General features: G+C 58.2%; 17 protein-coding genes. 11 read left to right on the top strand and 6 right to left on the bottom strand.

All coding sequences use genetic code 11. The features are described from left to right. The first annotated feature begins 9 nt into the window (after positions 1 to 9). The 8 genes from cysS to ACZ1GS_RS04705 all read left to right on the top strand — a co-directional run bounded on the left by cysS (position 10) and on the right by ACZ1GS_RS04705 (position 15632). The gene (gene cysS / locus ACZ1GS_RS04740) at positions 10 to 1461 is read left to right on the top strand and encodes a cysteine--tRNA ligase (RefSeq protein ID WP_472697341.1); all 1452 of its coding nucleotides are present in this window, start codon (positions 10 to 12) and stop codon (positions 1459 to 1461) included. Next, a complete protein-coding gene (locus ACZ1GS_RS04735; RefSeq protein ID WP_472697340.1) occupies positions 1458 to 2420 on the top strand; it encodes a D-2-hydroxyacid dehydrogenase in 963 nt (320 codons plus the stop codon). The genes cysS and ACZ1GS_RS04735 overlap by 4 nt, the downstream gene beginning before the upstream one ends. 168 nt (positions 2421 to 2588) lie before the next feature. Continuing rightward, positions 2589 to 4235, top strand: coding sequence for an acetolactate synthase large subunit (locus tag ACZ1GS_RS04730; RefSeq protein ID WP_472697339.1), 1647 nt, complete (start codon positions 2589 to 2591; stop codon positions 4233 to 4235). Between the two features lie 10 nt (positions 4236 to 4245). After that, positions 4246 to 5682, top strand: coding sequence for an aldehyde dehydrogenase family protein (locus ACZ1GS_RS04725; protein WP_472697338.1), 1437 nt, complete (start codon positions 4246 to 4248; stop codon positions 5680 to 5682). Positions 5683 to 5979: 297 nt separating this feature from the next. After that, positions 5980 to 7362 carry a multiheme c-type cytochrome gene (locus ACZ1GS_RS04720; protein WP_472697337.1) on the top strand — a complete coding sequence of 461 codons (1383 nt, stop codon included), beginning with the start codon at positions 5980 to 5982 and terminating at the stop codon, positions 7360 to 7362. A gap of 20 nt (positions 7363 to 7382) precedes the next feature. Beyond that, positions 7383 to 9377 carry a heme-binding protein gene (locus ACZ1GS_RS04715; protein ID WP_472697336.1) on the top strand — a complete coding sequence of 665 codons (1995 nt, stop codon included), beginning with the start codon at positions 7383 to 7385 and terminating at the stop codon, positions 9375 to 9377. A gap of 284 nt (positions 9378 to 9661) precedes the next feature. Continuing rightward, a complete protein-coding gene (locus ACZ1GS_RS04710; protein WP_472698064.1) occupies positions 9662 to 11458 on the top strand; it encodes a hypothetical protein in 1797 nt (598 codons plus the stop codon). A gap of 1 nt (position 11459) precedes the next feature. Further along, a complete protein-coding gene (locus tag ACZ1GS_RS04705) occupies positions 11460 to 15632 on the top strand; it encodes a hypothetical protein (RefSeq protein ID WP_472697334.1) in 4173 nt (1390 codons plus the stop codon). A gap of 141 nt (positions 15633 to 15773) precedes the next feature. On the opposite strand, the gene ACZ1GS_RS04700 is transcribed toward ACZ1GS_RS04705, so the two are convergent. Then, the gene (locus tag ACZ1GS_RS04700) at positions 15774 to 16202 is read right to left on the bottom strand and encodes a glycine zipper 2TM domain-containing protein (protein WP_472697333.1); all 429 of its coding nucleotides are present in this window, start codon (positions 16200 to 16202) and stop codon (positions 15774 to 15776) included. Positions 16203 to 16434: 232 nt separating this feature from the next. Between ACZ1GS_RS04700 and ACZ1GS_RS04695 the strand changes: the two genes are divergently transcribed. Beyond that, the gene (locus ACZ1GS_RS04695; protein WP_472697332.1) at positions 16435 to 17211 is read left to right on the top strand and encodes an SDR family NAD(P)-dependent oxidoreductase; all 777 of its coding nucleotides are present in this window, start codon (positions 16435 to 16437) and stop codon (positions 17209 to 17211) included. Between the two features lie 20 nt (positions 17212 to 17231). Here ACZ1GS_RS04695 and ACZ1GS_RS04690 read toward each other — a convergent pair whose 3' ends face one another. Further along, positions 17232 to 17477, bottom strand: a complete 246-nt coding sequence (locus ACZ1GS_RS04690) for a hypothetical protein (RefSeq protein ID WP_472697331.1) — start codon at positions 17475 to 17477, stop codon at positions 17232 to 17234. Positions 17478 to 17721: 244 nt separating this feature from the next. Between ACZ1GS_RS04690 and ACZ1GS_RS04685 the strand changes: the two genes are divergently transcribed. Then, positions 17722 to 17844: a hypothetical protein gene (locus ACZ1GS_RS04685; protein WP_472697330.1), complete on the top strand. Its 123-nt coding sequence runs from the start codon at positions 17722 to 17724 to the stop codon at positions 17842 to 17844. On the opposite strand, the gene ACZ1GS_RS04680 is transcribed toward ACZ1GS_RS04685, so the two are convergent. From ACZ1GS_RS04680 to ACZ1GS_RS04665, 4 genes are all read right to left on the bottom strand, one after another. Beyond that, the gene (locus ACZ1GS_RS04680; RefSeq protein ID WP_472697329.1) at positions 17817 to 18011 is read right to left on the bottom strand and encodes a hypothetical protein; all 195 of its coding nucleotides are present in this window, start codon (positions 18009 to 18011) and stop codon (positions 17817 to 17819) included. The genes ACZ1GS_RS04685 and ACZ1GS_RS04680 overlap by 28 nt on opposite strands. 185 nt (positions 18012 to 18196) lie before the next feature. Next, entirely contained in the window at positions 18197 to 18355 is a 159-nt protein-coding gene (locus ACZ1GS_RS04675; RefSeq protein ID WP_472697328.1) for a hypothetical protein, read from the bottom strand. Positions 18356 to 18504: 149 nt separating this feature from the next. Further along, positions 18505 to 18900, bottom strand: a complete 396-nt coding sequence (locus ACZ1GS_RS04670) for a glycine zipper 2TM domain-containing protein (protein WP_472697327.1) — start codon at positions 18898 to 18900, stop codon at positions 18505 to 18507. A gap of 157 nt (positions 18901 to 19057) precedes the next feature. After that, positions 19058 to 19765 carry a hypothetical protein gene (locus ACZ1GS_RS04665; protein WP_472697326.1) on the bottom strand — a complete coding sequence of 236 codons (708 nt, stop codon included), beginning with the start codon at positions 19763 to 19765 and terminating at the stop codon, positions 19058 to 19060. Between the two features lie 162 nt (positions 19766 to 19927). Here ACZ1GS_RS04665 and ACZ1GS_RS04660 point away from each other — a divergent pair, with 162 nt between their 5' ends. After that, the gene (locus ACZ1GS_RS04660; RefSeq protein ID WP_472697325.1) at positions 19928 to 20509 is read left to right on the top strand and encodes a PEPxxWA-CTERM sorting domain-containing protein; all 582 of its coding nucleotides are present in this window, start codon (positions 19928 to 19930) and stop codon (positions 20507 to 20509) included. Positions 20510 to 20610: the final 101 nt, after the last annotated feature.

The raw sequence follows: 20610 nt of genomic DNA, 5'->3' as shown, positions 1-20610 counted from the left end.
CGTGGCGCTATGACTGATAGCAATGCCTCATCGTTGAACCTGTTCAACAGCCTGACCCGTTCACTCGAACTTTTCACGCCTGTTCATCCCGGCGAAGCCCGGGTGTATACATGCGGTCCGACCGTCTACAACTATCAGCATATCGGGAATATGCGGGCTTATGTGTTTGCCGATCTGCTCGGCAGAACGCTGCGCTGGAAGGGGCTCAAGCTGACCCATATCATCAACATCACCGATGTCGGGCATTTGACCTCGGATGCCGATGTTGGCGATGACAAGATGGAAAAAGCCGCCAGCGAAAGCGGCAAGTCCGCCTGGGACATCGCCAAATATTATACCCAGGTTTACTGGGATGACATTGAACGGCTCAACATCCGGCAACCCGCCAAATGGTCAATCGCCACCGATCATGTCGAGGAAATGATCGCCTTTGCCGAGAAGATCGCCGACAAACACTGCTATGAATGTGCATCCGGTTTGTATTTCGACACCACAACCGTCCCGGCCTATGGCAGTCTCGCTCGTGCGCAGACCGAAGATGGCGAAAGCCGGATTGAACTGGTTGAAGGCAAACGGAACCAGAATGACTTCGCAATCTGGCGCAAAACGCCGCCGGGTGAAACACGGCAGATGGAATGGGACAGCCCCTGGGGCCGCGGCGCGCCTGGTTGGCATCTCGAATGCTCACAGATGAGCCATAAATATCTCGGAGAAACCTTCGATATCCACACCGGCGGCATCGACCATCGCGAGATCCATCACCCCAATGAAATCGCCCAGAACCAGGCGCATAACTGCTCGGACCATAGCGGTGCCAATATCTGGATGCACAATAATTTCCTGATTGATCGCGCCGGCAAGATGTCGAAGTCGTCCGGCGATTTCCTGCGGTTGCAGGTGCTGGTCGACAAAGGCTTTCATCCCCTCGCCTATCGGCTGATGTGCCTGCAGGCGCATTATCGCAGCGAGCTTGAATTTACCTGGGACAATCTGCAGGCAGCGCTCACGCGGCTGAAGCGGATCGTCATGGCGGTTGAGCAGCTGCGGGCCAAGGCGACCGGCAGCGCGAAGCAGATTGATCATCCGCGCCTTGTTCAGCTGCAAGCGCAGTTTGATGCCGCCATTTGCGATGATTTGAACAGTCCGAAATGTCTGCCGCTGCTCGAAGAATTGCTCGGTCAGAAAAAGATCGATGCCAATCAGCGCATGGCCCTGATCGAAGAATTTGATGCGGTTCTCGGCTTTGGACTGGACACGCTTAGCCGCGCGGACCTGCGGGTTCGCCCGGCTGACGCCACGACGGAGCAGGATGCGATTGAACAGCTGCTCGACAAGCGTCAGGCTGCGAAGGCGGACAAGGATTTTGAAACCGCCGATGCGATCCGGGACAGCCTGACCGAACAGGGCGTCGAACTGATGGATGGCGATCCACTACGCTGGGAATGGAGTCTTTCAATATGAGCAAACCTGTAGCCGCCATGGCTTCTCTCGTCCGCCCGCTGGTTGAACCGCATTGCGGCGACCTGGATGTCACCTGGTTTACCAGCACAGAAGAAGCGCTGGAAATCGCGCCTCATGCCGAAATTGGCTGGTTTGACATGTATGACAAAGACAAGATGGCGGAAGTGCTGGCCTCGGCCACCAGCCTGAAATGGCTGAACAGTATCTATGCCGGTGTCGAGCATTTTCCCCTGGAGCAATTGAAACAGCAAGGCACGATCGTCACCAACGGCGCGGGCTTGAACAGCTCGCCAATTGCAGAATTTGTGGTCATGGGCATGCTCTCCGCGGCCAAGCGGACCGACAAATTGCTGGCGATGCAAGCGCAGCAGGCCTGGCCCGAGCAAGCGCCCGGCACGGTGGAACTGTCTGACAGCAAGGCCTTGATTATCGGCTATGGCGGTATCGGTCAGCAGGTGGCCAGAAAACTGTCCGGCTTTGATATGGATGTGACAGCGGTCCGCCGAACCGCCAGCGAAGATCCGGCGGGGCTCGGCACCGAAGTTATCGGTACCGCAGACTGGCGCGACCGGCTTGGCGAATTTGACTGGGTGATTGTTTCCGCACCGGCCACCGACGAAACCCGGAAACTGCTGGGCGCTGACGAATTTGCCGCGATGAAATCCTCGGCATGGCTGGTCAACGTCGCCCGCGGTTCGCTGGTTGATCAGGATGCACTCGTCGCCGCGCTCAACAGCAAAGCGATCGGAGGGGCCATGCTCGACGTGACCGATCCCGAACCGCTCCCCAAGGGTGATCCGCTCTGGACTGCGCCCAATTGCTTCATCACGATGCATGTTTCCGGTGTTGCCCAAACCCGGATGTTCCAGCGCGCCGCGGCCCGCTTTGTCGAAAATCTGAAGCACTATCAGGAAGGCGGACCGATGATCGCGGTCGCGGATCTGGATCGCGGCTACTGATCGCCAGACTATTTTTTCGATTGAGGCGTGACAGCCATGTAAATTTGACTTATCAACCAACGGCATAGGGGTAGGGATGAGTCTTTTCTGGAGGGGAAAATCTCATTTCGGGGTCGTTGCCATTTCTTTTGAGCAAAAACTGATCATCACGATCAGGGAAGGACCCACATGACCAAAGCATCCGATCTTTTCGTCCAATGTCTGGAAAATGAAGGCGTCGAATATCTATTCGGTGTCCCCGGCGAAGAGAATCTCGATATGCTCGACAGCCTGTCGCGCTCCACGAAAATCAAACTGATCCTGACCCGGCACGAACAAGGCGCCGGCTTCATGGCCGCCACCTATGCGCGGCACACTGGCAAGACTGGCGTCTGCATGGCAACATTGGGGCCCGGTGCGACCAACCTGGTCACCGCAGCGGCCTATGCGCAGCTTGGCGGAATGCCGATCCTGATGGTGACCGGTCAGAAACCGATCAAGAAGTCCAAACAGGGCCGCTTCCAAATTCTCGACGTGGTCGACATGATGGGACCGATTACAAAATTTACCCATCAACTGGCCTCTGCGGACAATATTCCGAGCCGGGTCCGCGAAGCGATCCGTCTGGCCGAAGAAGAAAAGCCTGGCGCAACCCATATTGAATTTCCCGAAGATGTCGCCGACGAGCAGACGGATTCAACGCCGATCAAACCGAGCCTTTCGCGGCGCCCTGTGGCGGAGCCCAAAGCGGTGCGCGCAGCGACCAAGAAAATTGAAAATGCGAAGTCCCCGATCCTGGTGATCGGCGGCGGCGCAAACCGCACCACCACCGGCAGGATGCTGACGCAGTTTATCGAGAAAACCGGCATCCCCTTCGTCACCACACAGCTGGGCAAGGGCGTCGTCGATGAAACCAACAAGGAGTTCATGGGCTGTGCTGCGCTGTCGGCCAATGACTTCGTGCACAGCGCGATCGAATCTGCCGACCTGATCATCAATGTTGGTCACGACGTGATCGAAAAACCGCCCTTCTTCATGCAGGATGGCGGTACCGAAGTCATCCATGTCTCGATGAACACCGCGGAGGTTGACCCGGTCTACTTCCCGCAAATCGAGGTTATCGGCGATATCGGCAATGCGATTTGGCAGATGAAGGAAGATATTGTGCCTTCCGGGTCGTGGAATTTCGATCATATGTACAAGGCCCGGGCGGCCGAAGAAGAGCATACGGCGACGATGGACGACGACATGCGCTGTCCGATCTATCCGCCGCATCTGGTCAAGGTCGTGCGGGAACAAATGCCAGCCGATGGAATCATCTGCCTGGATAACGGGGTCTACAAGATCTGGTTCGCCCGCAACTACAAGGCGCGCCAAGCCAATACCGTCCTGCTCGACAATGCGTTGGCGACCATGGGCGCAGGTCTGCCGTCAGCAATGGCATCGGCAATGGTCTATCCGGATCGCAAGGTCATGGCGATCTGCGGTGATGGCGGGTTCATGATGAACAGCCAGGAAATGGAAACCGCGGTTCGGCTGAAGCTGAATATCACCGTGCTGATCCTGAACGACAGCAGCTATGGCATGATCCGCTGGAAACAGGCCAATATGGGCTTCAAGGATTGGGGTCTGACCTATGACAATCCCGATTTCGTCAAATATGCCGAAAGCTATGGCGCCCATGGGCATCGGATCACCAGCGCGAAGAACCTGCAGGAGACCATCGACAAGTGTCTCAACAGCGAAGGCGTCCACCTGATTGACTGTCCGGTTGACTATTCCGACAATGATCGCATTCTCAATCTAGAGATCAAGGAACTGAGCGCGAAAGTCTGAGGAAACCGGAATGACAAAACTCAAGGATGTTTATCCGCTTTACCTCAACAATGTGGCCGCCCAGCCCAATGAGGATCTCGCAGTCACGGACAAGTTTACCAATGAGGTTGCGTTCCGCACCGCCTTGGCGACGCCCGATGTCATCGAGGAGGCCATTGCCGGAGCTGTAGCAGCGACCGAACCCATGGCTGCCATGGCGAGCTATGAGCGGCAGAATGTATTGCAGCATTGTGTCGACCGATTCAAAGAACGTTTTGATGAACTGGCTTATTCCCTGTGCGTGGAAGCGGGCAAACCGATCAAGGACGCCGAAGGCGAAGTCGGCCGCCTGATCGACACGTTCCGCATTGCCGCCGAGGAAGCCGTCCGCAACTATGGCGAAGTCCAGCCGCTCGACATATCCGAGCGCGCCAAGGGCTATCAGGGCATGTGGAAACGGGTACCGATCGGCCCCTGCAGCTTCATTTCTCCGTTCAATTTTCCATTGAATCTGGCGGCCCATAAAATCGCTCCGGCCATTGCCGTCGGCTGTCCCTTCGTGATGAAGCCGGCATCCAAAACGCCGCTGGGCGCGATCATCATGGGTGAAGTTCTGGCTGAAACCGATCTGCCCAAGGGCGCCTTTTCGATCCTGCCGGCCAGCCGCGATGGGGCTGATCTGTTTACCGTGGACGAACGATTGAAGCTGCTGTCCTTCACCGGCTCTCCCGGAGTTGGCTGGGATTTGAAGGCCAAAGCCGGCAAGAAACCGGTCATCCTCGAGCTTGGAGGCAATGCCGCCGTTATTGTCGACCAGGATGCGGATCTCGACGATGCGCTGGAACGGATCATCTTCGGGGCCTTTTATCAATCCGGACAAAGCTGCATCGGCGTGCAACGGATCATCATTCACGAAGCGATCTATGATCGGTTTAGGGATATGCTGGTCGCCAAGACCAAAACCTTGATCGCCGGCGATCCGAAAGACCGCGATACGTTTATCGGTCCGATGATTTCAGAAGGGGAAGCATCCCGACTCCATGGCTGGATTGAAGCGGCCGTGGCCGGTGGTGCGACGCTTCTGTGCGGCGGCAACCGGACCGGCAACATGCTGGAAGCCACCTTGCTGGAAAATGTCGACAGCAACGCCGACGCCAATCGCGAAGAGGCTTTTGGGCCGCTGGCATTGCTGTCCAAATTCAGCAACTTCAACGATGCGCTCGACGAAGTGAATGACAGCAAATTCGGACTGCAGGCCGGTATCTTCACCCGCGATTTGTTCCAGTCTCTCGATGCCTGGGACCGACTCGATGTGGGCGGCGTGGTGATTAACGACGTGCCATCCTACCGGGTCGACAACATGCCTTATGGTGGCGTCAAGGATAGCGGACTGGGCCGCGAAGGCATCCGCTTTGCCATGCAGGACATGTCCGAGATTCGCAATCTGGTGATCAGAAGAAATCGCTGAATCGGATCGATTCGATAAAGACAGCCGCGACGGTTCTGTGCATTGTGGTGACAGGACAGTGGCAAATGAGCAACGTTCGACTCGCAAATCCACAATAAACTGTGATGCAAGTCATAGAAAATGAACATATTTTCGGGATTTTTAGCATTGCATTGAGTTGGGAATGAAGCATAATATAGTTGAGTGAAACATAGTTAACGGCTTGGGTCGCGTCGTGCTCAAAGAGGGGCCTGGTCTTTGGATCAGGATGAAGCAACGATGCAAATGGGGTTTAACATTTCGTGGAAGCACGGGTGGATGGCACGCAACGTGTCAACCGTTGCTGCTGGATTGGTCTGCCTCGCCTTGGCAGCCATCGCCTTATTCGTTTCCACCCTTGCCGCACCCGAACCGGTTGAAGCCGCGGATGGCCTGGCCAGCGGAACCCATTTGGGCGTCGCGTCTTGCGGCGGCACCACCTGTCATGGACGCCAAGAAGCGGATGGCGAAATTGTCCGTCAGGACGAATTGATGCGCTGGCAGGAAGAATCCACACCAGGCGGTGCCCATAGCCGTGCCTTTCGTGTCCTCCGGGAACCGCGCAGCATCGCTATCGCCAAACGGCTCGGCATCAAGGATGCCGCATCGTCTTCACAATGTCTGGGGTGTCACAGCACACCAGCGGCCAAAAAAGGCCCGCGCTTCCAGGTCAGTGATGGCGTTGGCTGTGAAGCCTGTCACGGTCCAGCCTCCGGCTGGCTGTCGGCTCACTATGCGGTCGGTGCCGATCATGCGCGCAATGTTTCGCTGGGCCTGACGCCTCTCGACAACCCCAAAGTCCGTGCCAGCAATTGCCTCGATTGCCATTTTGGCAGCGCAAAGGATGGGCAGTTTGTGGATCACCGGATCATGGCCGCCGGTCATCCGCGCATCTCTTTCGAGATGGATCTGTTCTCCACCTTGCAGCAGCATCATGACGAAGATGTCGACTATATCCGGCGCAAGGGACGCACCAATTCGGTGCGCTTCTGGGCCGTTGGTCAATCCATGGCTCTCGAACGTTCTTTGAACCTGTTCTCCAAGCCGGCGCTGGCAACCGAAGGCATATTCCCGGAATTCTACTTCTACGACTGTCACAGCTGTCACCGGCGGATCTACGATCAGGCATCGGCAAGACCGACCTCGGTCAACAATCCCGGACGGCCGATACCCGAAGGCATGCCGCCCTATAATGATGAGAATATCATCATGCTGACCGCGGCCGTCAAAGTGGCGGCGCCGGATCTGGCCGGGCAATTTGAGGCCCGGTCCAAGGCGTTTCACGCCGCAATGGGACGCGGACGCGGCCCGGCCGTTGAAGCCGCAGCGCGGCTGCGCCAGACGGCAAACCTGCTGGCCGATCGCTTCTCCCGTGCCAGCTTTGGTCGCGAACAGACCTTCCGGATCATGGAAACCATTGCCGGTCAGGCCATTTCGCCTCGTTTCACCGACTATGAGGGCAGCGTTCAGGCCGTGATGGCGATTGACACCTTGCTCAACGGTCTGGTCAACAGCGGCCAGGTCAGCGACGCCGCAGCCGCCAGCTTGCGCGGACAGATTAACGTCGCTTACGCCGCTGTCGACGAACCCAATAGCTACAAGCCGCTGCAGTTCCGGCGCGCACTGGGCAGCGCCGTCCGCACCATCCGAGCGCTTCGCTAATGGGGGCTTTCAAGACAAATATGCGCTTCACGGCAGCCGTATCGGCGATGGCCTTGCTATTGACCTCATGTGGTGGCGGTGGCGGCAGCAATAATTTTGGCGGCGACCCGGCCCCGGCCCCAACGCCTGCCCCGACCCCGGCTCCATCACCGGTGGATGGCAATGGCGGTGCCTTTACCCCGCCGGCCCAGGAATCCCTTTCGGTTGCAGACGTCCAGACGGTCATCGCCCAGGCAGTTGGTGAAGCGACAGCGCGAAACCTGCCATCGGTCATTGCCGTCACCGACCGGGTCGGCAATGTCCTCGCGGTATTCGAGATGAACGGCGCTGCGGCCATTGCAACAACCAGCGCCCGAACCGCATTGGGAATCATCAACAATCCCGGCATTGACGTGCAAGGCGTCGATGTCCCGGCCGCCGCTGGCGCAATCGCCAAGGCGGTAACCGGTGCCTATTTGTCAAGCGCCGGCAACGCGTTCACAACCCGCACCGCAAGTCAGATTGTGCAGGAGCATTTTCCGCCCGCGCCGACGACAGCCGGCCTGGAAAGTGGCCCCTTGTTCGGCGTGCAATTCAGCCAGTTGCCCTGTTCCGATCTCAATCAACGTTTCAACGCCGCCGCCGGTTCGGCAGCGCTCATCGGCCCCAAGCGGTCTCCACTGGGTCTGTCCGCCGACCCTGGTGGCTTGCCACTCTATAAAAATGGCGTGGTGGTCGGTGCGATCGGCGTGATGGGCGATGGCGATTACGGTTTTGATCCCAATATTCTCGACGTCGATGTCGATGATGAGGAAGCCATTGCACTGGCGGGTATTCAAGGCTTCGCGCCGCCTGCCAGTATTACCGCCAATCGCATTTCGGTCGACGGCACGACTCTGCGATTCAGCGACATGGTGGTTGATGATCTGTCACCGCTGCAGAATAATTTTGCGGCGATCAACGGAACCGTCGGCAATTTGATCCCGGTTACCGGTTATAGCAACGGCACGATTTTGGCGGGTTCGGCTTACGGAACCGAGGCATCCGGCATCCGGGCCTCCACAGCGGCAGAATTCAAAAATCGCGATGCCTTTGTCCTGTCGGACGGCACTGGTACCAACCGCTTCCCCATTCGCGCGGCAACGGACGGCGCTTCGGTCGCGACACCGCTGACTGCCGATGAAACCCGGGCGATACTCGAGGAAGCCTTCATCATCATGAGCCGCGCGCGGGCCCAGATCCGGCAACCGCTCGACAGCCGCGCACAGGTTTCCATTTCCATTGTCGATACGCATGGCGAAATCCTGGGCATTGTCCGGTCTCCGGACGCACCGATTTTCGGCACCGATGTATCGCTGCAGAAAGCGCGGACCGCATCCTTTTTCTCGAACAGCGCTGCCGCGTCCGATCTGCTGGCCAATCCGGATTCGGATGTCGCCGCCTATGTCGGCCGGGTGCGCACCTTCCTCAACGATCCCAACGCGCTGACCGGCTCTGTGGCTTTCGCCGATCGGTCCGGCGGCAACTTGGCCCGCCCCTATTTCCCAGACGGGGAACTCGGACGACCAGCTGGCCCTCTGTCTAGGCCGATTGAAGATTTCAATCCGCTGGCGACCGGTTTGCAGGCCGCTTTGATATTCTCCAATCTCGGGCAGCATCTCGCCTTCGTGACCGGCGCCTCAGCGACCGACACACCGATGCGCTGCACCAACAGCCCGGATGCAGTGGCTGGCCAGAACCGGTTGGAAAACGGCATTCAGATTTTCCCTGGCAGTGTACCCATCTACCGTGGTGACCAGTTGATTGGTGGGCTTGGCGTTTCGGGCGATGGCATCGATCAGGATGACATGATCAGTTTCCTCGGATTGCACAATGCCGGCCTCCGTCTTGGCGGTATCGGCAATGCACCCAAGGCCATTCGCGCTGACAATGTCGTGGTTGATCTCGGCGATGCGCAGGTCCGGTTGCGCTACATCAATTGCCCCTTTGCGCCATTTCTTGATACGGATGATCAAAATGTCTGCGAGGGGCTCTAGGCATTATGGCCGCGGTTTCCTCTTCTTTCGTCCCAATATTGGCCGTGATGTCCGGTCAGGCCGAGCAAATGGAGGCGCAGCGCGCATCGGTCGATGAAATGGAAGCCTCGCTGACCGCCTTGCTCGCTGGCGAGAATTTTGAATGGGCACAATCTGCCACACCAGACACTATCGAAACGGTTGTCGCCATGGGCGGACCAGCCCCCGAAGATGAAGCGGCGATCGCGGAAGACACGATGAAATCGGCTTCTCCCGCAACCGCAGAGCCACCGGCGCAACTGGAAATGGACTTTGACGGTCTGGGGGCTGATGATGCCTTGATTGACGGACGGCGGCGTCCCGGTGTCCCGAAAGAATTGCCGGATCGGGTCATTCAGAATAATCCTGGCGCGGTCAGTGCGCCGCCGCCAGAGGCCTTTCCGACCGACGAATTTCCGGTACCGGATCGCTGGCGCATCCTGCAGACGCTCTGCCCGCAAAAAGGTGGTGACCAATCGATCTTCAAGGTGTTTGGCGCCCTCCAGAATAACTGCCGCAGCACGCTCAACCCTTATGCCCAGAACGTGCTCAAGGGCGACAAACCGATCCCGGCGGACAAGAAACCGTCTTTCTTGAAGGGCGATGACTGGTTTTTCGTGGTCAATGCCATCTCGGATACCGTCATCGAACCGCGGAGTTTTCCCATTCCGGTCGGTGTTCAGACCACTGAGCGTTCCAACAGTATTGATGTTTTCGGACGCTCAGGGTCGGAAGTTTACGCCCAGACTTTCATCACCGGCTTTGCCTTGATCAAGGGGTCCACTGCCTATAAGCCACCGGATGTGGAATATCGGCTGACGCTCGCCACGCAGATCAACCATGTCAATGTTCCCGAACGCCGGGTCCTGTTTGTCGAACCGTCGAAAACCTCCAACCGCACCGACTATTTTGTCGGCGTTCAGGAAGCGTTTTTCGATTATCACATCCGCAACACATCGGCGCGTTACGACTTTGACAGCTTTCGTATCGGTATCCAGCCGATGCAGGCCGACTTCCGCGGCTTTCTGTTTCAGGACAACCAGCTGGGCTTTCGCCTGTTCGGGACCCGGGACAATAATCGCGTACAATATAATCTCGGAGCCTTTGTCCAGCTCGAGAAAGACACCAATAGTGGTCTCAACGATATTTTCCAGACGCCGCGCGAAAGCTATATTTTCTTCGCCAATCTCTATCGCCAGGATCTGCCCGCGGTCGGTCTGACCAGTCAGTTCAGCGTCACCTACAACATGAATCGCGAGAAAAGCGATGTCGAGATTGACGACAACGGCTTTCCCGTGCGCCCGGCCCTGATCGGCGACTTGCGCGGGCGGGCTTATGATGTTGTCTATCCCGGCTATGCGATGGATGGCCGTATTGGGCGGATCAACGTCACCGGTCAGCTGTACGGCGCGTTTGGCGAAAACCGCAACAACATCTTCACCAGCGAACCTTCCAAGATAGCGGCCTATTTTGCCGCCGCCGAAGCGAGCTACGATGTCGACTTCCTACGGTTTCGGGCTTCCGGCCTGTTTGCGAGCGGCGATGGCAATCCCTATAACAATACCGAGGCTGGCTTTGACTCGATCTTTGAAAACCCGATTTTCGCCGGCGCGGATACGAGCTACTGGATCCGCCAGACCATTCCCTTTGCCGGCGGTGGCCGCGCGATCAGTATTAACGGTCGCAACGGCATCCTGAATTCACTGCGCTCTTCAAAAGAGCAAGGACAGAGCAACTTCAACAATCCAGGGACGATCCTCGCCGGCGTCGGTGTCGACGCTGATCTGACGGCTGATTTCCGTCTGTCAGCCAATGCCAATCATCTGTGGTTTCACAAGACCGAGACACTGGAAGCGCTGCGCGTGGAAGGGTCGATCCCGAAAGATATTGGCTGGGATTTGTCGATGGCTGCCATTTATCGCCCCAAAGCAACCCAGAATATCGTGTTCCGTCTGTCCGGCGCCGCGCTGTTGCCCGGTGATGGCTTCCGCGACCTGTTCGACCAGACCGACAAACGCGACTTTCACTATTCCATTCTCTTCAACGCAATATTGGCCTTCTGATATGCAACTGCTTTCTCTCCTGTCCCGCCAAAAACGACTGGTCCTAGCCGGGTTGGGCGTGATGGCCATGAGCCTGTTGCCCGCATCGCCGGCCTTTGCTGCCGGCAAAGAGAAACCGCAAAAGGTGGATTATAGCTTTACGCCGCCGGCACCGCAGAATCAGACCTGGGATGCGGCGAATACAAAGAGTTCCGGCTGCGTCACCTGTCACACCGACAGCGACCAGAAAACCATGCACGAGACGCCCGCCGTGGTGCTGGGCTGCGTGGATTGTCATGGCGGCGATGCGACGGTGATGGCGGATGCCGAATGGAGCAACGCCAGCCCGCAATATATGTATGCGCTCAAAAAGGCGCATGTCCTGCCGAAATATCCCGAAAGCTGGCACTGGCCGTCTTCAGCCAATCCCAAGCGCAGCTATACGTTGCTCAACAAGGAATCGCCGGAATTTGTCCGCTTTGTCAATCCGTCAGACTATCGCGTCGCCCGCGAAGCCTGCGGGGCGTGCCATATGGAGATTATCGAAGCCTCCGAACGCTCGCTCATGGCCACCGGCGCGATGCTCTGGGGTGGCGCAGCCTATAATAACGGTATTGTGCCGTTCAAAAATTATGTCTTTGGCGAAGCCTATACGCGTGACGGCCAACCCGCGACGATCAAGTCGCCGGGCAGCCCGCACGGGACCGTCACCGAAGAGCAGAAGAAACGCGGCGCCCTGCCTATTCTCTACCCCCTGCCCACCTGGCATGTCATTCCACCAGGCGATGTTTTCCGGGTATTCGAGCGCGGCGGGCGCAATATCAACACGCAGTTCCCGGAAATTGGCCTGCCCAATATTGGCGGCATCATCCAGCGCCTCGAAGAGCCTGGACGACCCGACCTCAAACAGTCGAACCGCGGCCCCGGCACCGGCCTGCGTGTCGCCATCCCGGCGCTCAACATCCACAAGACACGGCTCAATGATCCATTCACCTGGTTCATGGGGACCAATGACCAGCCCGGCGACTATCGTCAATCCGGCTGCGCAAGCTGCCATGTTGTCTATGCCAATGACCGGGAGCCGCGACACAGCCTGATCTGGGCAAAATATGGCCGCGATGGCCAGACCCAGACCAAGGATCCGACAATCCGCAATCTCAAGGAAGGCCAGCACCGCTTTGGCAGCTATGGGACCTATGACGCAGCACATGGCAAGAAAGGCGATCATGGCGGAGGCGAAAAGAAGGCAGCCGGCGGGCATGGCGAGGGTCATGATGATGGCCATGATGGTGATCACGCTGGCGATATAGATCCGGCTGACCGCGAAAAGGGCCATCCGATCCAGCACGCCTTTACCCGCGCCATTCCGACCGCCCAGTGCATGAACTGTCACATGCACCAGCCCAATATTTTCCTGAACAGTTTCCTCGGCTACACGATGTGGGACTATGAATCGGACGCGCCATTCATGTGGCCCGGACCGGACAACAAGACCCCGCGCCCCGAAGGCATGAGCGATGAAGACTATCAGCGCATCTACAAGCAGCAGAAGTTCCCGACGGCCGAAGAAGTCCGCAAGGTGCTCGATCGCAACCCCGAAATGGCATCGCCAAAAGGCCTGTGGGGTGACCTCGATTTCCTGCGCAATGTCTATGATCTCAACAAGGATCTGAACGACACGCAATTTGCCGATTATCACGGCCATGGCTGGAATTTCCGCGCCATCCTGAAACGGGACCGCGATGGCAATCTGCTGGATAAGGCCGGCGATATTGTCGAGAATGACGATCCCGAGAAATTCCGCCGTGAAGGCGAGGAGAAATTCGTCGAGCCAGGCATTAATCCCGGGAAATCAGTGCACATGATGAGTATTCATGCCGAGGTCGGCATGCAGTGCGCCGATTGTCATTTTGCGCAGGATAGCCATGGCAACGGTCTGATTTATGGCGAAGTCGCCAATGCCGTGGAAATCAGCTGCAAGGATTGTCACGGCACTCCGGATGCCTATCCGACCCTGATGACGTCCAATCTTGCAGCGCGCCCCAAAGGCAAGAATCTGGGCCTGCTGCGCAATGCGGATGGTCAGCGCCGCTTTGAATGGATGAAAGACGAAGATGAAAATCGCGTGCTGATCCAGCGCTCGATCGTCGATCCCGAACTGAGTTGGCGTGTCAGCTTGGTCAAAGACAGTGTTGACCGCTCGCATCCCGATTTTAATCTCAAGTCCGCGCGGGCCAAATTGATGTCGAAGACCGGTTCCGAAACCGGGGAGTATAAGTTCGGTAGCGGCGTGGCTGCGGCTGATCGTGCGCATAAAGAAGAGGAAATGGTGTGCTTCACCTGCCACCTCAGCTGGACCACCAGCTGCGGCGGCTGTCATTTGCCGATCGAGGCAAACTGGCAAACCGAGAGCCACAAATATGAAGGCGGAACGACCCGCAACTATGCCACCTATAATCCGCAGGTTGCAAGGGATCAGATGTTCCAGCTCGGCAAGCACCAGACCACCAAGGGCAATATCATTGCTCCGGTCCGGTCGACCTCGGCGCTGGTGCTGTCCTCGACCAATATCAATCGCGAACGCATATATGTGCAGCAGCCGCCAATATCGGCGATTGGTTTTTCCAGTCAGGCCTTTGCCCCGCATTTCCCGCATACCGTGCGGAAGACCGAAACCAAGCAATGTTCCGATTGCCATCTGAGCGAAGCCAATGACAATAATGCGATCATGTCGCAGCTGCTGCTGCAAGGCACGAATTTCGTCAATTTTGTCGGCCTGCATGCCTGGGTCGGTCTTGAAAAAGGCTTCGAGGCGGTGCGCGTCACCGAGTGGGACGAACCGCAAGCCGTGATCGGATCCTACCTTCAGAAATACGCCTATCCCGACTATTGGCGGATGCATGTTGAGGATAACGGACGGGAGCTGATCAATTGGGTGCGCGGAGAGCGGCTGGATGACGATTTGTCCGGCGAAACCAAGGCCCTCGAAGAATTTGCCAATGTGGTCCAAGGCACAGGTGACAGCGTCCGCTGCCTGCAACTGCGCGGCGAATATATGTTTGTCGCTGAAGGCAAAGGCGGCTTCCGCGCCTATGACGTCGCTTCGATCGGCAATAAGGGCTTTTCGGAGAGGATCGTAAAAGCGCCCTTCTCCTCGCTTGGTCATGACACCCATGTCGATACCAAGAACGCAACCTGCATGGCGCTGTCCACCAACCAGCCGATCGCACCGGAACGCAATACCGAAGAGCTGCGTGAAATCAACGAGGAACAGGCATTCCATCCAATCTATAATTACGCGGTTGTGACCGATAGCGAAGAGGGTTTGATCCTGGTCGACGTCAACACACTGGCCGATGGCGAGTTCCGCAACAATTTCTTCAAACGGGCGGCAACCTGGAACGAAGGCAATGTGCTGGACGGTGCCCGCCATATCACGCTGGCAGGCCATTATGCCTATATCGCCGCAGCCAGTGGTATGGTGGTGGTTGATCTCGACGATCCGTTGCAGCCTCGCCATGTCATCACCATGCCGATGACCGACGCCCGCGCTTCGGCGTTGCAGTTCCGCTATCTCTGGGTCACCGATACGGACGGCGTGAAGCTGTTTGATGTGACCGACATGGAGAAGCCGATAGCGGTACCATCGGGCACGATCCCGCTGGCCAATGCGCAGCGGCTCTACCTGGCCCGGACCTATGCCTATATCGCGGCCAAGGAAGACGGCCTGGTGATCGCCAATATCACCAAGCCGGAAGCACCGGTGATCTATCGCAAGGAAAGCTTCGGCGGCACGATGAACGATGCCGAAGATGTGATCGTCGGATCGACCAACGCGACCCTGTTCGCTTATGTCGCCGATGGCCGCAACGGGTTGAAAGTCATTCAGCTCACTTCGCCGGACAGCCAGCCCAACTATTACGGCTTCTCCCCGCCACCGATGCCGGAACTGATCGCCTTTGCGCGGACGCCGAAACCGGCTCTGGCGCTTTCCAAGGGCCTTGATCGCGACCGGGCGGTCGATGAAACCGGCGGACAAATGGCGGTGTTTGGACGATTGGGGTCGCGCCCCTTCTCCCGCAGCGAGATGCAGCGCTTCTATCTCAACAGCAAAGGGAAGCCCTATTTCGTCCAGGACAAGGCCAATCTATCCGACTGGCTCGGTCCGGTGCCGCCATTGTTGGCGCAGCGCTAAAACAAGCGGGGACCGGTTGTCCGACGTGGGCACACGCAGACCACCGATCCCCTGTCCCCGGTACGCTACTCGGGGAAGGCAAGGTCCTGGGCATTCGAAGCAATGCCAAGGACCAAACTCTAGTTCATTCAGAGGCGCCTTTTAGCAATTTCCATCAATCGCACGGCCTGCCAACGCACCGACTGCGCCGCCGATAATCGTGCCTTCGGTCTTGCTGCCGCGGCGAGCGACCTCATTGCCGAGCAGACCGCCGGCAATTGCGCCGATAATCGTTCCGCCGGTTCCGCGATCACATCCGCGATAACGCCGACGATCGCTCCGATAGCGCCGCTTTTCGCGATAATAGCGCCGGTCACGACGGTCATAACGGCGGTCACGCCGATCATAATAGCGGTCGTCCCGGTAATAATCTCCGCGACGGTAGCGCCGGTCATCATAGCCGACTCGTTGGTAATATCCCTCGCTATAGCCTTGCGAATAGCCGCTCCGCGCTTCGGCTGGGGTTGCAAATGCCATCGCTGAAACAGCAGCGGTGGTGATGGCGAGTGTTCCTAAAATCTTGCTGATCATGTTCTTACTCCAATGGGTCTGTCTGGTGACCCGACTCGTTTGATGCCCGACATGAATATTACTAGGTGATTCGCCTTGACCATCGGCTGAATGTTGGTTTTATCTGAGGTTCATATTCAGGCCGCCTTTTATGAACGCTCTGAAAGTTTTGGTTATCTCCTAATCTTTTAACCCATTGCCGTTGCCCGTCAGGCGGGATAGCCCTGTGATCAAACAGACCGGAGAACGAGCCATGAAACTTGAAGGTAAAATCGCAGCCATTACCGGTGGCACGGCAGGGATTGGACGCGGCATTGCCGAGGCCTATCTGGCGGAAGGCGCCTCGGTCTCGCTTATGGCCCGCAATCCGGACAAGGGGGCAAAGCTTCTAGCAGCGCTCGATGTCGGCGACCGCGCGCATTTCTATGCCGGCGATGTCATGGACCAGCAATCGGTCGAAGGCTTTATCGACGAAACCGCCAGCGAGTTTGGGACGGTAGACATACTGGTCAACAATGCCGGCGGCGCGGGCGCACTGGCGCCGCTGGCCGAATTGACGGACGAGGCTTTTGACGAAGCGATGAAATGGAATATCTACGCGACATTTTGGGCCACCCGGCGCGCGCTCCAGACGATGATCCAGCAGAAATCCGGCCGGGTCATCAATATCAGCTCGACCGAAGGCAAGATGGGCAAGCCCACTTTTGCACCCTATACGATCGCCAAGCACGGGATTAACGGCATGACCAAGGCGGTGGCGCAGGAAGTCGGTACGATGGGCATCACTGTCAACTCGATCTGCCCCGGTCTCGTGCTGACCGACCTGATCATGGACAATGGGCCGACCACCGCGAAGGGTCTTGGCATGACCTTTGAGGAAATGATCGACATGTTTGCCCAGGAAAGCGCGCTCAAGCGGCCCAATACGGTCGAGGAAGTCGCGGCCCTGGCGGTGCTGCTGGCCTCGGAAGCCGGTGGCGGCATTACCGGCGCGACGCTGAGCGTTGACGGGGGCACGGCCCCCTACTGACGCCCATAGCCTCGACTGGACTACCAGACCGCGGGTTCAGATTGGGCACTATCCTCCGGATCGCCTCTGGCATTGTCCGGCTTTGACCGGCCCTCTGTCCGGGCGGCTGGCTGAACGCCATCCGGTCCCAGAACCAGCGTCTCGCCAGCTTCCGGCGCTGATGGCGGCTCGGCGGCGACGCAATAGGCGGTCACCAGCACCATCGCCGCCCACCACAGGGCATTGGAGCGACTGGCGAAGACTTTGCTGAGGCGGGGTCCGAACATGAACCTGCCTTACCGGCGCGGGATTAAGATCCGGTAGCAATGGGTCGCGTTTCCCTAAAACATAGAAACCAATAGTTGGTATATTTTCCCACTATTCAGTTTTCATTCATCTTCGCAAATCAGCAGAAATCTCTTAACTATCTGTATTACTTGTATTTTCTAAAACTGGCACGGCCCCTGCAATGTATCAGACATCTTCGCAAACACACACCGAAGACCCTGATTAACTTGAAAGGAACCAACCATGTCGAACATCAATTTCCAGAACCAGGCCCTCGCAGCCTTCGCCGCTCTTTTCTCCGCCGCCCTGTTCATCAGCGCCAGCGTTGGTCCAGCCGCTCAAAATGCCGCTTCGTTCATCGCCTGATTGCCTAATCGCAAAACCCAATTTTCACTCTCGCCTAAGAGGACAAAAATAATGACCGTTTCTATCCAGAACCAAATCGCCACCGCTTTCGCTGCCATGACTTCCGCTGCCATCTTCGTGATCGCCGCTGTCGGACCAGCCGCCAACAACGCCGCATCCTTGGTCATCTGATCAACGATGCGGTCCTAACCCCCGAAGGATTTTTATCATGCCCCGCAATTTTCATAGCAATCTCACCGCCGCCATCGCCGCTCTGCTCTCCGCCGCCCTGTTTGTCGGCACCAGCATCGCCCCGGCCACCCAGAATGTCACTTCGCTGGTCATCTAGGACCAGCGGCGCCGGCCCGCACCATTAGTTTTCCGGCGCCTCGCTCTTCTCTTCAGCCTCCTTTTCTGACGACCGCTCTTCCCCCCGACTTTCGATGAGCGTTACCCCCATCAAGATCACCGAAAAGAGCAGCATCGCTGCCATCACGACCAGCACCGGGACTTGCATCAGCGGCTCGGTCACATCCCTTCTCCTTTTCCGTTCCTGGCCCTTGTCTCCTCAGCTGAGGCCTTAGCAGCGTTGCGGTGCCGCCGCCTTGACCTGAATCAAATCCGGCCCACCACAAGGCGAGCCGGATCTCATATTCTGACAGTGGAGGCGGGTTCAGCCGGTTAGCGGCATTTCAGATCTCCGCGATCAATTTCCCGGCCGAGCAGAGCGCCACCCGCTGCCCCGAGCACGGTGCCCAGCGTGCGGTCGCGGCCGCCGTCAATCTCGCGGCCCAGCAGAGCCCCTACGGCCCCGCCAATAATCAAGCCGGTGGTACCGTCGTCGCGCTTGCAGTAATAGCGCCCGTCGCGGCCCCGCCAATAGCGATCGCCGCGCTTCATCCGGCGCGGCTTGTACCGACGATAATCATCATCATCGTCATCCCAGCCATCATCGCTGATCCGGACCAGACCGGCCAGCGGCGTGCCGGAACCGGCATAGCCATCCGCCGCGGCGAGCGCTGGCGTGGCAGGCAGGAAGAGGGTTGTGGCGGCGAGGCCTAGCAATGTCTTGTGCATGTCAAACTTCCTTTGTTGCGGTGATTGTCAGGAATAGCGCCCTGAATATGAACGCCGGACGACCGGCTCGTTCAGCTGCGCGGCCCAGCGGCGAGCCGCCCGGAAGCTGCGATAAATGGCAGGTGGCCACCCGCACCGCCGGGTGCCGGCTCCGCGGCTAGCGACAGGCCTGGAGCAGCGTCTTGATCTCTTCACCCGAGCCGCTCAGCGCGATGCTGAACCGGTTGCCGTTGAGATTGACATAGACCCGGCTGCCCTGGGCCAGCGCCGGGAAGAGCGGGTGGCGCGGGGTGGTGTAGAATTTGGTCGCATAAATGCCGCGCCGCTGTTTCCGGGTTTCAGCGATCAGGCCGATCATCCCGAGCGACGCCCGGTCATCGACGCGCAGCGAAAAGCCGAAGCGATCGCCCGCGCCCATATCCGGCGCATCGGCATCAATATGATGGACGATCCGCGCACCGCCGCTGCTGCGCACACAGGCCATGGTCCACAGCCAGTTGCCGTCCTCGGGCCGCCCGAAATCGAGATGGGTCCGCCCGCCCTGCTCCCAGGTGAACCACTGGCGCCCGAGATCGGCGGCCAGCGCGGGATGGTCGGCTGGCGACGGCAGCACCGCCACCGGCGCCGCGCGGTCGGGCCGGATCAGCGCGCGGCCGTCCTGTTCCGGCATCGGTGACGACCCGATATCCTGCGCGGCGGCTGGCAGCGCCAGTGGCAGGAGAAGCGACAAGACAGCAAAGCTGCGGGCGAAGCGGAAGGACGGGCTGATCATGTGCCGCAGGCTAGCATTGATCGCGCCGGATGGGAAAGCGCAATGGGTTCGGAATGGAGCGAGGCTGCGGCGCGCTTTAACCCGCCCGGGCATGACTGTCCCAAATCGGGACTCACCATGCCACGAGCCCGCTACCTCCCGGAAAACCTTGCTTTTTCGGCGTCCACTTGTTAACTTCCGGTTAGGGTTTGCATTTTTGACGATTTTCTGCGCGATATTCAGCGCTGAAATCTGTCGCACATATGGGGTTTTATCATGAAAAAAGTCATTCTGGCCACTGCGGCCGCGCTGTTTTTTCCGGCATCGGCCAATGCCGCTATTGTCTGGGACTGGAGCTTCGCCGGTGAAGCGGGCACGTTCACCACGGACGGCACGGCAGTTGGCGGTGTCGCTGCAGCAGGCAATTATATCTATACCGACTTTTCGGTGACCACCAGCGCGCTGGGCCGGACCATCGGCAGCGTCAGTGGCGGCGAATATGTCGCTGCCGGCTTCACCACCAATCCGCAATATGACTTTGACTGGGATGGCTCGGCGGTAACCCAGTGGAACCATGCCGGAACGAACAGCTTCAACTGGTGGGTCTTCAACCAGACCGGCAGTCAAGCCTTTCACTTTTTTGGCCGCCAGAGTGGCAATATTAACGACGCGACCTTTGCCGGTCTGTTTGCGGACAGTGCTGATCAGATTGACGGCCTCGTCACGGTATCTGTTGCCGACACGGCGGCCGCCGTACCGGAGCCCGCCACCTGGGCGTTCATGATCTTCGGCTTTGGTGCCATTGGCGGCGCGCTCCGTCGCACCCGCAAGGCGAATGTCAAACTCAGCTACGCCTAAGCGCAGCGGACAAGCAAAAATACCAGGCCCTGTCGGAGCGATCCGGCGGGGCTTTTTGTTGGCACCTGCTCGTGGCTCGCTGATCATCCCGCTGATCATCG

Source organism: Parasphingorhabdus sp. W113 (genome assembly GCF_055693205.1).
This window is presented reverse-complemented; position numbering and strand designations above follow the sequence as displayed.